Annotated in this window: 11 protein-coding genes; 8 read left to right on the forward strand and 3 right to left on the reverse strand. The window is 47.3% G+C overall.

What is annotated here, in order from left to right; translation table 11 throughout:
- Positions 1 to 41: 41 nt before the first annotated feature.
- The 5 genes from ACFS25_RS15910 (at position 42) to ACFS25_RS15930 (ending at position 5,913) form a co-directional block, all read left to right on the forward strand.
- Positions 42 to 935 (forward strand): universal stress protein, encoded by an 894-nt coding sequence (locus ACFS25_RS15910; RefSeq protein ID WP_381502880.1) that lies wholly within the window; start codon positions 42 to 44, stop codon positions 933 to 935.
- A gap of 307 nt (positions 936 to 1,242) precedes the next feature.
- The gene (locus tag ACFS25_RS15915) at positions 1,243 to 2,163 is read left to right on the forward strand and encodes a hypothetical protein (RefSeq protein ID WP_381502882.1); all 921 of its coding nucleotides are present in this window, start codon (positions 1,243 to 1,245) and stop codon (positions 2,161 to 2,163) included.
- 200 nt (positions 2,164 to 2,363) lie between these two features.
- The gene (locus tag ACFS25_RS15920; RefSeq protein ID WP_381502884.1) at positions 2,364 to 3,281 is read left to right on the forward strand and encodes a universal stress protein; all 918 of its coding nucleotides are present in this window, start codon (positions 2,364 to 2,366) and stop codon (positions 3,279 to 3,281) included.
- Positions 3,282 to 3,320: 39 nt separating this feature from the next.
- Positions 3,321 to 4,202, forward strand: coding sequence for a mechanosensitive ion channel family protein (locus tag ACFS25_RS15925; RefSeq protein ID WP_381502886.1), 882 nt, complete (start codon positions 3,321 to 3,323; stop codon positions 4,200 to 4,202).
- Positions 4,177 to 5,913 (forward strand): APC family permease, encoded by a 1,737-nt coding sequence (locus tag ACFS25_RS15930; protein ID WP_381502888.1) that lies wholly within the window; start codon positions 4,177 to 4,179, stop codon positions 5,911 to 5,913. Before ACFS25_RS15925 ends, ACFS25_RS15930 begins: the two co-directional genes overlap by 26 nt.
- A 13-nt stretch (positions 5,914 to 5,926) precedes the next feature.
- Here ACFS25_RS15930 and treF read toward each other — a convergent pair whose 3' ends face one another.
- Both treF and treS read right to left on the reverse strand, forming a co-directional pair.
- Entirely contained in the window at positions 5,927 to 7,534 is a 1,608-nt protein-coding gene (gene treF, locus ACFS25_RS15935; RefSeq protein ID WP_381502890.1) for an alpha,alpha-trehalase TreF, read from the reverse strand.
- A 139-nt stretch (positions 7,535 to 7,673) separates the two neighbouring features.
- Entirely contained in the window at positions 7,674 to 11,054 is a 3,381-nt protein-coding gene (gene treS, locus ACFS25_RS15940) for a maltose alpha-D-glucosyltransferase (RefSeq protein ID WP_381502893.1), read from the reverse strand.
- A gap of 293 nt (positions 11,055 to 11,347) precedes the next feature.
- Between treS and ACFS25_RS15945 the strand changes: the two genes are divergently transcribed.
- Positions 11,348 to 13,564 carry a bifunctional alpha,alpha-trehalose-phosphate synthase (UDP-forming)/trehalose-phosphatase gene (locus ACFS25_RS15945; RefSeq protein ID WP_381502896.1) on the forward strand — a complete coding sequence of 739 codons (2,217 nt, stop codon included), beginning with the start codon at positions 11,348 to 11,350 and terminating at the stop codon, positions 13,562 to 13,564.
- A gap of 108 nt (positions 13,565 to 13,672) precedes the next feature.
- Here the strand turns inward: ACFS25_RS15945 and ACFS25_RS15950 are convergent, their stop codons facing one another.
- Positions 13,673 to 13,882 carry a hypothetical protein gene (locus ACFS25_RS15950; RefSeq protein WP_381502899.1) on the reverse strand — a complete coding sequence of 70 codons (210 nt, stop codon included), beginning with the start codon at positions 13,880 to 13,882 and terminating at the stop codon, positions 13,673 to 13,675.
- Positions 13,883 to 14,176: 294 nt separating this feature from the next.
- Between ACFS25_RS15950 and ACFS25_RS15955 the strand changes: the two genes are divergently transcribed.
- Both ACFS25_RS15955 and ACFS25_RS15960 read left to right on the forward strand, forming a co-directional pair.
- Complete coding sequence (locus ACFS25_RS15955) at positions 14,177 to 14,854, forward strand: response regulator transcription factor (protein WP_381502902.1); 678 nt, start codon at positions 14,177 to 14,179, stop codon at positions 14,852 to 14,854.
- Positions 14,851 to 16,215, forward strand: coding sequence for a sensor histidine kinase (locus ACFS25_RS15960; protein ID WP_381502905.1), 1,365 nt, complete (start codon positions 14,851 to 14,853; stop codon positions 16,213 to 16,215). Before ACFS25_RS15955 ends, ACFS25_RS15960 begins: the two co-directional genes overlap by 4 nt.
- Positions 16,216 to 16,243: the final 28 nt, after the last annotated feature.

The following is a 16,243-nucleotide window of genomic DNA, read 5'->3' on the forward strand; positions in this document are numbered from 1 at the left end:
AGATTCAACCCAATTACATTTCGACTCGTAAACCTAAAAACATGGAAAATTTAACAATAAAAAGACTGCTCGTTCCCATTGATTACAGTCAAACAGCCCTCAATGCGTTGGATCTAGCCGTGGCGATGAGCCAGCGTCATAAGGCCGAAATACGCCTGACCCATGTGCTGACTTCGTTTCAGGATGACTATACCTGGGAGGACGGTAATTTACTGGAGGATTCGAGTAAATCAGCTGTTGAAAAAGAAATTCTGAGATTACGCCACCTAGCCGAAACCATCTCCGCCACGCATTCTATTGCTTGTTCATTTGAATGCAGAATTGGTATAGTTTGTGATAAAATTGTGGAGGCAGCGACTGAATTTAATGCAGACCTAATCGTTATTGGTACTCATGGCTCCTCTGGCATTCGTTCGTATTTCATGGGACTGGAAGCGTATCGGGTTGTTAAAGCAGCCGCCTGTCCTGTACTGACGGTTCCCAATCACCAGAAATGGACTGATTTCCACGAAATCATCTTCCCGGTTCGACCGATGGCCGGTACAATGGATAAATACGATCTTGCCCGCACTATTAGTCACAAAAACAACGCTCACCTGACAGTGCTTGGACTACTCGACCGACATGATAAACTGAAAAATGAAATTTTAACCAGTGTCATAGAAACGTTGAAGAATCAGCTGACACAGGACGAAATCAACGGCGATATGCTCTTGCTGGAAACAGACTCAGTGCCCTATTCGGTCTATCAAAAAGCGAGTGAACTACACGCCGACCTGATTATTATCAACTCAGACATCGACACGACTAGCAAATTCTCGTTATTCGGGCCGTTTGTCGAACAGATTGTCAATCATGCCAAAGTGCCTGTCTTGGCTATCAGACCAAAATCTGTTGCTACACCGCAACGGCAGCAAGCAATCAGCTTGTTTTAGCCTATAACGTCAACTCGTATGTCAGCCTGACTGCCAGTATAGCCCAGCTAAATAAGCATTTACTATAAATTAAAGATAGGTAGCTCGTTTGACGGAGTAATTGAAAAATGCTCTTCGTTGAACGAGCTATTGGTTTTTGTAGTCAGGGTAAAAACTGGTTGTTTGCTACCGGTACAGTTCGATTGATCTTAAAGGATTCGAGCCCGGATTCACTAAGCAATTTCTAATTTCTTGTTAAGAAGTCCTTAAGGTGGTGATGGTACATTTATGACATAAAAATTATGTTTCACCTTTAAATTATACCATCATGGACTATAAACAGACAAACACAGCTGCCATCTGGCTGGCTACATTATCCGCGCTTTTACTGGTTTGTAGTGTCTATTACTGGAACAAAATGGGCGACGTAACGAAGGAGAAAAATAAAACTGAGCTCAAAGCCGATTCGCTTCTCTCCGTAAAATATGATCTTGAGCGCAACATCAAACAGATCAGTAACGACCTGAACGCCCAGCTTTCCGAAGCCAATACGCGAAACGAACAATTGGAAACGCGCGTAGAATCCGTACAGAATAAACTTCAGGGCAAAGACAATATCCTCAGTAAGATCCGTCATCAAAACGCAACCAGTATTTCCCAGCTGAATACACTGACTACACAGATTGCCCAGTTGGAAGGGGTTCGTACTGAACTACAATCTGAGCTGGCACAGGTTAAAGAACAAAACCAGCAATCACTGGGCAATAACACCAATCTGAAAAACACGACAACAGTCTTAGAAGGAAAAATCAAATCCCTCGGTACCGAATTGGCCGACATGAAGGCGCTCATTACAGTCGATAATTTCCGGGTAGATGTGATGAAACCAAACGATAAACTGACCGCCAAAGCGAAAAAGACCAAAAAGATTCAGATTTCGTTTACACTACCTTCCCTCTGGAAGACGGATGGAGACGAGACGATTTACGTCAGCATTACCGATTTAAAAAACAACCCGGTCGACGGCGCGTTGCGTACCGAAACAATCCATGTAGGTGGCTCTGCTCTTCAGATTCCAGTGCATGTGGTCAAGACGGTGGATTTTACCAACAATCCGCAACAGATTACCATCGACTACGAGCCCGCCAGCAAAGTAGAATCAGGTATCTACCAAATTAAAATCTACACTAAAGACAGCTACCTGGGTGCAACCGAATTTGGTCTCCGAAATAGCTTCTGGTTCTTCTAATTATAAATCTGTTTTCAGGCTAACCCGATACCCAAAAGCATTCACACCCTAGTACGTATTAAAAACGATTCAGCCAGGACTATAACCACTAGAAATTTATTGTTAGATGATATAGCAGGAATACTCAATGCGGCTCGAATGGAACAATGTGCTTTATGGGTCAATTAAAGAAACCTCATTTCCCCTAAACCAGTATACCTATGAAAACGCAAACAATAAGCCGAATTCTGGTTCCGGTTGATCCGAACAACTTATCTCTGGAAATCATCAACCTGGCTATCGCGATGAGTCAGCGCCACAAAGCCGAAATCAGGCTGTTGCATGTAATCAACCCTGAGCAATACGCATTTATATCGGTTGACAGTCTGGCAGTTTCTGTGCCCCGGGAAGAAGCAATTAATACGGACACCCAGCGGCTACAACAATGGGCCAGTGCTACCCTAAGTGACCAGGTCTTTTCATATACCGTCGAATGCCGAACGGGTGGATTAGCGGCCCGGATTGTCGATGCCGCCACCGATTTTAAGGCTGATCTGATCGTGATGAGTAAGCCCAGCACCTCCGGCCTTCTACAGTTCATGATTGGCACCGAAGCCTATTATGTAATTAAACATGCACCATGCCCGGTAATGACCGTACCTGAACACGCCAGCGTGGGTGACTTCCGTCAGATACTTTTTCCACTCCGACCCGTGCCAGGAGTAGAGACTAAATATGATTTTACCCGAACAATTGTTCGCCACAACAACGCCCACCTGACCGTATTGGGCCTGCACAATCAGCATGACCCAGAGCAGGGTGAAGCGCTCAATGGTAAGCTGGCCGTACTTAAGAAGTGGATTCTGGACGATGCCATCGAAGCTGACCTGTTACGTTCTGAAACAGATTCAGCCGTTAACACCGTTTTACAACAAGCCCAAGGTCAGAAATCAGATCTCATTATCATCACGGCGGATAGTACAGCCAATGTTCGTCAATTGTTTACAGGGCCTTTTTTCAAACAGATTATCAGCCGGGCTACGATTCCGGTCTTGTCGATAAAACCCCAAACAGCTGAGTTTGAACGTAGACTACCTGGTCAAGAAGCCTCGATACCCCTACTTTCAATCACTGCCTAACATATCGTTTCATTTTGTTTAACCAGACTACGCTACCTGATGAAACCTTTACATGATTTCTTAAACTTTGAGCTGATTCACCTTAAATTATTTATCCTGACGGTCGCCGATGTCTGTTCATCGGCGACCGTCGTGTTTCTGGCCTGGTCGTTCATGTACGTAATAAAACACTACGTATTGCGGCTTTTTTTCAAGCGTCGAAACGTTACGGTTGGTCATCAGTATGCGGTCACTCAGTCGATTAAATACCTTGTGTATCCAATCACAATTGTATTATCCCTACAGGCGCTGGGCATTCAGTTGTCGGTGGTTCTGGCGGGAGCAGCTGCGTTGCTAGTTGGTATCGGATTGGGCCTACAGCAAACGTTTAAAGACCTTTTTTCGGGTATTATTCTCCTGATTGAAGGAACGGTTAAGGTAGATGCTATGGTGGTGATAGACGATACGATTTTGATGGTCAAGGAAATTGGCATTCGCACATCGAAAGTGGAAACCCGCGACGAAATCGTCAAGATCGTTCCCAACTCAAAACTTGTCGAGGCTATCGTAATCAACTGGTCGCATAACGACCGGCCTACCCGTTTCCATGTTGATGTGGGGGTAGCGTATGGCAGCGATTTATCCCTGGTGAAAGATCTGTTACTCAAAGTGGCCAAAGAACATCGTAAAATTTTGAAGTGCCCTGAACCAACGGTGCCGTTTCGTGAATTTGGGGCTTCCGCGCTGGATTTAAAACTATTCTTTTACAGCATGGAGTTTCTGCGGATAGAAATGGTAAAAAGCGATCTGCGTTTTCGGAGCGATGATTTGTTTCATCTGAATAACATCACCATTCCATTCCCTCAACAGGAAGTCTGGTTCCGGAATGAATTGACCACCACAAGACCCACAAAGTATGAACGCGCATACCAAACTCGGTGAATTGCCCGCTACTGCCATTTGCGGGAACGACATTAGCTCTTCGTGCCTGTATGTATCAGCACTGAGCATTTTATACGCCGGTCAATACGCTTGGATTTCACTTCTTCTGGTGGGTGGGACGTTGTTTCTGTTTCGTAAAATTTACGGCGAGGTAGTCGGCGCATTGCCGCTTAACGGCGGTGCCTACAACGTACTACTCAACTCGGCCAATAAGTCGGCCGCTTCTCTCGCAGCCTGCCTGACCATCCTCTCCTATGTTGCCACAAGCGTGATTTCGGCAAACGAAGCTATCCATTATGCCTCTTCCTTTACCCCATCAATTCCGATTATGCTGGGTACAGTGGGGCTTTTATTGCTGTTTTTTCTGCTTAATTTACTCGGACTTAAAGAATCGTCGAAGGCGGCTATCGTCATTTTTATTATCCATTTAGCCACGCTGGTGGTGCTATGTGCGGTCTGTGGCTGGTACGTGCTCACGAATGGGCTTAGTCAGTTTTCGATCAATTTCGCCACGAAATCAGAGCATAGCGTTTCGTTTCAGCTTTTCGCAGGTTTCGCAGCCGCCATGCTGGGAATTTCGGGTTTCGAAAGCTCGGCAAATTACGTCGAAGAACAGGAAAAAGGCGTCTTTCCAAAAACACTCCGCAACATGTGGATTATCGTGACGGTGTTTAACCCTCTGATTGCGCTTCTGGCCCTGAGCATCATGCCCATTGGCGAGGTGAATAACCATGAAGCATCCCTGCTGGCGTTTATGGGTGAGCGTTCGGGCGGACAATGGCTTTCGTATTTGGTGTCGTTTGATGCCATTCTGGTGTTGAGCGGAGCTGTGCTGACTTCATTTGTAGGCGTTAGCGGCCTGATGAAACGAATGACGCTGGACCGAATCTTTCCGCAGTTTTTCCTGAAAGAAAATGGCCGAGAGGCTCCGTATTACATTCTGTTGCTGTTTTTTGTCCTATGCGTAGCGATTCTGCTCAGTACAAGCGGAAATCTTCAGGCATTGGCAGGTGTATATACCATTTCGTTCCTGTCGGTTATGGGTTTGTTTGGTATCGGTAATCTGCTGCTCAAACTCCGCCGGAAACGCTTGCCCCGCCCCGAAAAAGCCACCATTGGCGCGGTCTTGCTGGCGCTAGTCGCCGTGAGCCTGGCACTCCTGGGCAACGTGATGCTGAATCCTCAATACGTCTGGGTCTTTTTCGAATACTTCATTCCCACGTTTTTGATCGCCCTGATGATGATGGACCGGTCGCTGATTCTGACTGGCCTGTTATCCGTTATTCTCTACTTTTTCAAACCCCTCAAAAACGTCATTGAACGCTTTACACTGTGGACCAACGAGACCATCGACGAGATAAACGGGCAGGAATTTGTCTTCTTTTCGAAAGGAGATGATATAGCCTCACTCAACCAGGTGATGATCTATATTCAGCAAAATGAAGAAACTAATCGACTACGTATTGTAACGATTGAGAACGAACACTTCAAAGCACCGGAACACCTGCACCGCGACATTGAAACCCTCGACCGGGCCTACCCTGAAATTGATGTTGCCTATGAGCGTATAAATGGCAATTTCGGCCCCGAATTAATCCAGGAACTATCCACCAAATGGCAGATTCCTACTAACTTCATGTTCATCGGATCCCCCGGCCAGCGGTTCCAGTACCGGGTTGAGGAATTGGGTGGAGTAAGGTTGATTATATAAATCCCTAACATACTCACTTCTCACTCAAGAGCCTCAGCAATACGCCGTTTGTCCAGCCGAAACCGTCCTGATTGGGGTATTCGCCCCCTTTGGCGGCTGCCGTACTGATCACGTCGTACTTTTCGACCATCTTGCCGCTGGCTTTGTATACCCGCAGATTCTCATTTACCCACTTTGTTTTAATCTTATTGGCCAGTGGTAACTGCCGGTAATTGCGCAGCCCCCGAATAGCCAGCCACTGCAAAGGAGCCCAGCCGTTGGGCGCATCCCATTGTTCGCCCGTACGGACGAGCGTGGTCGTCAAACCGCCGGGTTTAAGAAAGGATTGCTCCAGTTTTCGGGCCACAGCCATTGACTGAGCAGACGTAGCGATTTTAACGAAAAGCGGATAAACAGCGGCCAGGGAATAAACCGTTGACGGTTTTCGGGCCACAAAATCATAATCAAAATAAAACTGACTTTTTGCATTCCAGCAGTAGCTTTGAATAGCATCACGCCGTTGCTGAGCCAGTTGCAGGTATTTTTTTGACTGGGTTTCATTGCCCTTCATCCGGTAAGCTTCGGCAAGGGTTTGTTCCAGATTAACGAGCAACGAATTCAAATCAACCGGAATAAAATCCGTCGTATGGATCGTCTGGAGACTCTTGCCGACGCGAAACCACCGACTGCTGAAATCCCAACCCGATTCGGCTCCGGCCCGAAGGTGCTGATACAGGACTTTCGGGTCTTTGACACGTTTGGCCAGTTGAACATCTTCCCGGTACGACTCCGGGCGGGGAGTTTGTTTATCGTCGAAATACCGATTCAGATAAACGTCCTCGGCCAGCCGAACAACCCGTCGGTGAACCGGATGCTGTGCGGTTAGTTGGTCTTTACCATCCATCCAGAAATCATATTCCTGCTGCAGCTGGGGCAGGTAATTGATCAGCACCCGACGTCCTTGTACTTCGCTCAGTAGATTCACCATAAACGAAAAAAATGGCGGTTGCGACCGGCCCAGAAAATAGGTTCGGTTGCCATTAGGAATGAAGCCAAACGTCTTGATGAGGTAGGCAAAATTATCGACCATGTTCCGAATCTGGACAGTCTGTCCCGATGCTCTCAAACCCAGCATCGTAAAATAGCTGTCCCAGTAATAAATTTCACCGAAACGTCCGCCCGGCACCACGTAGGGCTTTGGCAACGGAATTAGTGGGCCGACCTGTTCGCCTGGTTTGGGATGGGGCGTTGTCGGCCGGGTTAGTACTTGCCACAAGTCGGTAATATGCTCCTGCGCCGATTGACCTGCTTTACTGGTATAACCCGACGAGGGCTTGATGGGCAATAAAAAGTTCTGTAGAACAAACTCCTTCAGATTGAAGTCCCTACGTTGGCGGATGGTTTCGTAGTTCGCCAGAATCGTTTCCGGTAGAAATTTGGGGATACAATCGGCAAAGGTTTTGGAATCCGGGAAAACGGCTTTTAGCTGAACAGCCTCGAATAAGGCCCCGAACTGTTCGTCGGGACCAGCTAGCGTTTGATTAGCCGAACGCGGTTTTTCGAGGACTTGCTGACCTTGGTTTGACAGTGGGTTAACCAGGAAAAATACAAGAAGGACTATGTATTGAATGGATTGTTTCATGCGGTACTATTAACAGGATTTACGTACAGTTTTTTTCATCACTAAGGACGCAACGGTTATCCCCAACGTTCACTGAGACATGCTCTGCGTTCGTTGCGGACAACCGTTGCGCTCTTTGCGGTTAACCAATACGTTCAAATTAACTATCAGCTCCCAGCACAGCCTCTTCTTCCTGCGGTGCGAGTTCGTCGGTCGGTATTTCGGATTGCTCAACAATCGATTTGATGAGTTGCAACGGAACGCGTACCCAATCGGGACGATGATTGAGTTCGTCATTCAAATCCGAAATGGCCTTTTCGAGCAGGTAGGTTTCCAGCATCATTTGCAGATCGTCGGACTGGGCTGGAATAAATGAACTACCCCGCACCGTTTTCAAATAAGCCCGCATGAAAAAGCCACTCATGGCATTGGCCCAAAACTCCGCGTATGGAAGCAAGCGCATGGTCTCGGGTTGCGACACCTGATTATTTGTCAGAAAACCTTCATAGGCTACATAATAAAACGAGCGAATCATGGCCGCTACGTCGCGTAGGGGTGATCGTTTCAGTCGCCGTTCACTGTAGCTGCGACTGGAATCACCGCCAAAATCCTGAATGGCGATATCCTTGCCGGTCAGCAGAATCTTTTCCAATTGCAAATCGCCGTGAATCCGAATCTTTGTGGTGTCTAATTTTTTTGCGTAAATCCGTTTGAATGTGTTTAGTACATCCTCTTTCCGATCCAGCATTTGCTCCACATTATGCCGCACATCGTCGGGTAGTCGTTGCAGATTCCGCTGCTGGCTCTGGTAGCTTTCGCGAACCAGCGCCTGAAAGCCGGAAAATAACGAGCGCTGATAATGCAGCGAAAAGGCTTCCGGTGCAAAGTCTGTTAGCGTAGTATCAGAGGCCAATGCCCTGTGCATCTGCCCAATCCGAATACCCAGCAATCGGGCTTGTTCAGCAGCCCGTCTGCCTAGTAATTCCTGCGTTTCGAAGGGTAACGCATTGAATGAAACGGGCGCACTCAACGTACCGAACCGGACATTCAGTGCAACCAATAACTGGTTTTGGTCGCGAGCCAGAATCCGTTCAATATAATTATTGATACGCTCCAGTACGTAGCTTCTCCCGTCGCCATGTTTGGCCACCATTTCATGCATCGTTCCCAGCATAATAGGCTCCCCCGACGAGACCATTTCGATGGCACCCGCAAAGGTTGGCACATAGGCAAAGTCAGCCTGTTCCGATAGAAAGCGCGTTAATTCAGCGTCGGGATTAACAGACAGATCAACCTGACGGTACAGTTTTAACAGGAAACAGGCATCATAGCCGATGGAAACGTAATCGGCTCCGCTCGAAAACAGCTTTGATTTTATATGGCTATGCTCCCGAACGTAATCAACTAGCGTTGCCTTGGACTGAATCACTAAATTACCTTCCCTAACTGACCCTCTAGCAGCCATTTTAGATAGCAGAGCTTGCTGAATTTCAGCCAGATAGATACCATCGCAGAGAATACCCGTCTCATGACCAATTTCAAGATTGGCCAGCACAGCCTGAGGACAGTTACGGGCAACTTTTTCGGCGAGAGCACCCTGGGCAAATCCAACGATTAACTGAAACGTTTCAGGCAAGCCACGTTCGTAGGAAACAGTCAGCAGGAAGATATAAGCATTCCCTTCTGGCAACGAAAGGGTTGCCTGATTCAGAATAGCCACACTCCGCATGGTTTCCTTCTTATCGCTGAACCAGTCGGTTCGGAGTAAATAATCCGGCAATACTTTTGTTTCAAGACGCTCACGGGCACCGTTACTCATGAGTTGACTCCACATAGCCACACGTAGCGTTGGTAACCGGATTTCGACAGGCGCTTGGGTCTGAGCTTTTTCCAGCACAAACCATTGGTAATCGTGCGGAGCCAGCGTGAAGAAATACGACTCACTGTCCGAAACAGTCGGGAACGAATTTTTACTGAATACTTCAACCGGAATGTAGCCCCCAAAGCCGCATAACTCCACCTCTGCTGGCTGCGAATATTTGGACAGATTGACCACGATCAATAGCGTCTGTTCTTCATAGGTGCGGGTAAAGGCCAGCACCTTGGGATTTTCAACTTTCATGAAAGTCAAATCCCCCCGACCAAAGGCTTTGTAGTTTTTTCGCAGATTAATCATCCGTTTCGTGAACCAGAACAGAGACGACGTATTGCCCCGCTGGGTTTCTACATTCACCGATTCGTAATGGTATTCGGGGTCAAGAATCGTTGGCAAATAGAGTTTCTGCGGATTGGCACTGGAAAAACCGGCATTACGGTCGGGAGACCATTGCATGGGGGTTCGTACGCCATCGCGGTCACCCAGATACACGTTGTCGCCCATACCGATTTCATCTCCGTAATAGATCACGGGCGTACCGGGCAACGAAAACAACAGACTGTTTAGCAGCTCTATTTTCTTTCGGTTGTTGGCCATCAACGGGGCCAGCCGGTGCCGGATGCCGAGGTTAATCTTTGCTTTCGGGTCTTTGGCGTAGGTTTTATACATGTAATCGCGCTCTTCATCGGTCACCATTTCGAGGGTTAGCTCGTCGTGGTTACGTAGGAAAATAGCCCACTGGCAATTGTCAGGAATAGCGGGGGTCTGATCGAAGATATCGGTAATGGGGTATCGGTCTTCCATTTGCAGCGCCATAAACATACGGGGCATGACCGGAAAGTGGTAGTTCATGTGGCATTCGTCGCCATCACCGAAGTATGATGCCGAATCTTCGGGCCACATATTGGCTTCGGCAAGAAAGACCACACCGGGAAAATGATTGTCAACGTGCTTCCGTAGTTTTTTGAGAAAAGCATGGGTTTCGGGCAGGTTTTCGCCGTTGGTCCCTTCGCGCTCAAACAGGTACGGCACCGCATCCAGCCGAAATCCATCCACGCCCAGTTCACACCAGTAATCAATCATTTTAAATACTTCGCTCTGCACCAGCGGGTTGTCATAATTCAGATCGGGCTGGTGATGAAAAAAGCGGTGCCAGTAATACTGCTGTGCTTCATGATCCCAGGTCCAGTTAGACTTTTCAAAATCCTGGAAAATAATCCGAACATCTTTGTATTGTGTAGGATCGTCGGTCCAGACGTAGTAATCACGTTCCGGCGAATTTTTAGGTGCTTTTCGGGCACGTTGAAACCAGGGATGCTGATCAGATGAATGGTTGATAACCAGTTCGGTTATCACTTTCAGATTTCGTTGATGGGCTTCGGCCAGCAGATTTTTAAACTGTTCAATATCTCCATACGACTTATTGATGGCGTAATAATCGGCAATATCATAGCCATCATCGCGCAGAGGTGATGGGTAGAAAGGCAGTAGCCAGATGGCCGTTACGCCCAGTTCCTGAAGATAATCTAGTTTTTCGAGCAATCCCTGAAAATCACCGATGCCGTCGCCATTACCGTCGCGGAAGGCTTTGATGTGTAATTCATAGATAATTGCGTCCTTATACCAGAGGAGATTATCGGGTAAGTCTACATTATTTTTTGACATAGTAAAATACGAGTAAGATGTGGAAATTGCCTGCCCAGATACCGAATTGGAGTAACACGGGATCAGTGTTTCCAGGTGAACCGTTGAGTCGAAATGACGCGCTGCAAGTTGATGTATCAGCCTAAGAATGCGCTTACAATCTGCTTAGAAATTGCTTAGAGGAGGTAAGGAGAGCTTTAATCTGGAAGAGGACTATCTTTCTAAGGAGTTTCTAAGCTTGACTTAAGCCCCCTCTAAGTCGTTGATGCGTCTTTTGCTAGACTACACTGAGCGTTCAGTAGCGCATCAACACCATGAAGACGTTTAATTCCTCGTTTAACCGATTACTGATTGTTTCCTATCGCTTACCGTTTACAATACAACAAACGGATGAAGGTCCCGAAATTTTACAGAATTCAGGTGGCCTGGTTTCAGCCGTTTTATCAATGGCTGAACAGATGGGCCAGAACCAGGGAAAATCAGCTACCAAAATTCACTGGTTTGGTCATGGCGATTCATCCCTTCAACAACTCGGCCCATCGGCCCTGGAAAATGATACGTTTGTAGCACATCCGGTTTTTATGGATGAGGCTGTTCACAAGGGGTTTTACGAAGGGTTTAGTAATGATCTGATTTGGCCTTTGTTTCATTATTTCCCTTCCTACGCTTCCTTTAAAGAACACGATTTTGACTGTTACAGACAGGCCAATACTCGTTTTCTGGAAGAGTTGACGGCCCTGATCGAGCCCGGTGATTTAGTCTGGATTCACGATTTCCAATTGATGTTACTGCCTGATCTACTCCGGCAAGCGATGCCTGATACATCGCTTGGTTACTTCTTTCATATTCCTTTCCCGACTTACGAGATTATTAAATTGTTGCCCCGAACTTGGCGGCAATCACTCATACAGGGCGTTCTGGGGGCCGATGTCGTAGGATTTCACACGACCGATTATGTTCAGCATTTCATGCAGAGTGTTTCTGAAGTACTGGACCTACCCATTATTGGCCAACGCGTCGTCTTACCTGACCGCTCGATTCATGTCAATGCCTTTCCCGTCAGTATTGATTTCAATAAATTCAATACAAGCGGACAGGACTCTGAGGTTTTCGCTACCCGGCAACATTACATGAATCTGCTCCGGCATAATAAAATCATTTTTTCGGTTGACCGACTCGATTACACCAAAGGAATTACCTCCCGATTACAGGGTTACGAACGATTTCTGATCCAGAATCCGGATTGGCATGATAAGGTAACTTTCGTGATGACGGTGGTGCCCTCGCGCGATAAAATCTCGCAGTATCAGGAGCTTAAACGGGAAATTGAAGAAACCATAGGGCGCATCAACGGCCTGTTCGGTACTATCGGCTGGCGCCCCATCGTGTATTCGTACCGGTCGCTGACGTTTACGGAGCTACTGGCCCTGTACACCGCCTGCGACATTGCCCTGATTACACCCATTCGGGATGGCATGAATCTGGTTTGTAAGGAATTTATTGCCAGTCGTCAGGATCACAAAGGCGTGTTGATTCTGAGCGAATTAGCCGGGGCAGCTCAGGAACTACGCGATGCGATCATTATCAATCCAACCGATACACAGGAAGTAGCAGACGCCATCCAACAGGCATTATTCATGCCGTTGGCCGAACAGGAGAAACGATTACTGCGTATGCGTAATCACCTGCAAAATCACAATGTTTTCCGGTGGAGTCATAATTTTCTTACTGCATTCAACGATATGATAACCAACCCAACTGATTTAGAAACAGACCTGCCCATTCAGCCATTCATTACCGCCTTTGGCGACGCTCGTGAGCGCCTATTATTAGTTGACTTCGACGGAACGCTGGCCCCAATTGTCAACGACCCCGCTGAAGCACGGCCATCTGAAGCCCTGAAAACTATCTTAATAAATCTGGCTGAAAGCAGTGACGTAGTAGTCATTAGTGGTCGTAACCGGTCGTTTCTGGAAAAGACATTTACGGATATTCCCGTTCATCTGGTGGCCGAGCATGGAGCTTTCCATAAAAAACCGGACCAGCCCTGGGAGCGTCTTGATTTATCGACTGACGACTGGGTTGATCCGGTTCGCTTAACCATGAATCACTTTGTTGATCGCTTCCCCGGATCGTTTATTGAAGGAAAAGAAACGGCCATTGCCTGGCATTACCGGATGGCCGAAAGTGACGATGTGGAAGGACAGGCCATTGATCTGGCAGCTCAACTTCGACGGATACCCTCATCTATACCACTGACAGTGATTCAGGGCAGTAAAGTGGTAGAAGTCAAACCCGCTCAACACAGCAAAGGGACGGTGGCTCTCTCTCTTGTTGAGCAAAAGCCCTACGATTTTATCGTCAGTATTGGCGACGATACGACCGACGAAGATATGTTTCGGCAGTTACCCAACTGGGCATATACCATGAAAGTAGGTTCGGGCGTATCGTTTGCGCGGTATCGGCTGGCCCGGCAGCAGGATGTAGAAACACTGTTGTTACGAATGAATGACGTTTTGATTGAAGCCTGATTCCTACCTACCCTGAATCAAAGCAAAAGCCAGCGTTTAAAGACACTGGCTTTTGCTTTGACTGATATGTATGTCCCCTAACTCATTGTGGATTATCAGTAAAACGGTTTATCTATTATTGGAAACTTCATCATTGTTAACAACGTCTTCGGTTCCTTCACCCTGTTTTTCTTTTTCCTTTAGCTGTCGGAGTAAATGAGCATAATAAGGCGGCAATTTATCCGTGTTAGACGATTTAACACCAAACCGGGCACTGGTAAAATAACTCAAGACTCCTATTAGTATGATTATGGTTGCGATAATAAAAAACGTCATCATCCTGGTTCGGGTTTATGGTGGAGCGCGAGGGCTCACTTTTTCATGACCGTTGACCCGGCCCTACCAGTGAGAACGCGGGCCTAGGGGTCAAGGCCATGAAAAGTGCCTATGCAACGCTTAATTCGGGAAATGTACCGGGGATTGATAAGGACGAGCTTAACAAGAAATTAGAATTTACTTAGAGCTGGAAAACAATAAGCTCGTTAGGCACGATAATTATCGGTAAATCCAATACGTTTTTCACATAATACAAGCACTTGTTACCTACTAAAATACCCTTAGCTTTACCAGAGTATGAAACTCTTAGTCGTTGAAGACGAACCCAAAACGTTACAGGCAATCCAGCAGGGACTGGAAGAAAGTCAGTTCGAAGTTGACATCGCCTACGACGGGCTGATTGCCAAACGACTGGCCCTGAAAAATAACTATGCCGCCATTATTACCGACTTGATTTTGCCAGGCTTGAATGGGTATGAACTCTGTCGGCAGTTACGGGCTGAGGGCCTAACCACGCCCATTCTGATGCTGACCGCATTGGGCGAATCAGATGATAAAATTATGGGCTTCGATGCCGGTGCCGATCAATACCTGACCAAGCCGTTTCAGTTTGCCGAACTGCTGGCGAGGGTACGCGCACTGACCAAACGCGGCACACAGGTGTCTATGACTGCCCAAACCCTGCGGTATGGTGGGATCGAAATGAATCTGGATGCCAAAAACGTGACCCGTGACGGGCTACCGATTGAGCTAACGGCCCGCGAGTTTGCCCTACTGGAATTTCTGATGCGCAATCAGGGGCGCGTGCTGTCAAAACCATCTATTGCCGAACATGTCTGGGACCTGAACTTCGATACAGGCACCAACGTCGTGGAGGTTTATATTAACTACCTACGCAAAAAGATTGATCGAGACTTCCCAAAAAAGCTGATTCATACTCACTTCGGCATGGGATATATGCTACGGGAAGAATGACAATTCGCAAACGACTCACTTTACGCTTTACTAGCTTGGTATCCAGCATATTGTTGCTGGCGTTTGTGAGTATTTATGCCTTCTGTTGGTATTTCATTTCCTCCGATTTTTACCGACGACTCGACCGAAAAGCCAATACAACGGGTGATATGCTCATCCGCCACCGACTGGATGCTCAACTGATTCAGCAATTGGGACGAATCCGGAAAGATCAGTTACCCAATCAGAAAATCATGGTATTCGATGGCCGCGATTCAATCATTTTTCTTACCAACGAAAATATACCGATAACGATACCGAAATCCGTGTTGGTGGATATTAGGCGGAATAAACAAAAGGATTTTCAGCAGCATGGGTACTATCTGTCGGGCACCCGATTCATGACGGCTTCGGGTCAGTATGTGGTGATCGCTAGTGCTGAAAATAGCTATGGCGATGAATTTCTACGGCGACTCTTATGGGCACTAACGGGTTTATTTTGTCTGATTGCAGGCATGACCGCTTTCTCGGGCTGGTTTTTTGCGGGAGATGCCCTGCAACCCATGCAGCAGATTGACCAGATTGTCAGTGATATATTTCCGCGGAACCGGGATGAGCGACTCGTTGTGCGTAAAGAGAATGACGAAATCAGTCGGTTGTCGGCCACCATTAACCGATTGCTGGACCGGGTTGCGGAGTCCTTTCGGTTGCAGCGGATGTTTGTGGCCAACGTATCACATGAGTTAAAAAATCCACTTACGCAGATTAGCTCGCAATTGGAAGTCAGCTTATTGAAGCAGCGTGAACCGGAGGCTTACCGGCAAACGATTCGTTCCGTACTGGATGATGTCGGGGATCTGGCGGCCCTCACGCACGAATTACTACAACTATCTCAAGTCAATCAGGAGGATGCCGTTGGCTTGTTAACCGATACCGTGCGGATGGACGAAATCGTCTGGGATATCCGCGATGAAGTGACGGCCATCAATTCCCGTTATCAGGTAAAAATAGAGCTCGGCACGTTGCCTGATGAACCTGATCAACTTGCCGTTCAGGGGAATAAAACCTTACTGGCCACGGCGCTAAAAAACCTAACGGAAAATGCCTGCAAATTTTCTGATGATGGGCAGGCACTGATTCACGTTAATTTCGCCCTTAACAAAGTGACTATTAGCATTCAGAATACGGGACAGTCCATCCCAATGGCCGATCTGCCATACATTTTCGAACCCTTCTATCGCAGCCGCCAGACCGCCGATGTCCGTGGCTATGGTGTCGGCTTATCGCTCGTGGAGCGAATCATTCGCCTACATCAAGGACAGATTAGCGTTACCTCGACACCAGGCAAGCCGACGGTATTTAGCATCGACTTTCCTCGGTAATTCCCTTTTTTTTCTAAGCAGATTCTAA

The sequence above is a fragment of the Spirosoma flavum genome (assembly GCF_042686045.1).
Lineage (GTDB): Bacteria > Bacteroidota > Bacteroidia > Cytophagales > Spirosomataceae > Spirosoma > Spirosoma flavum.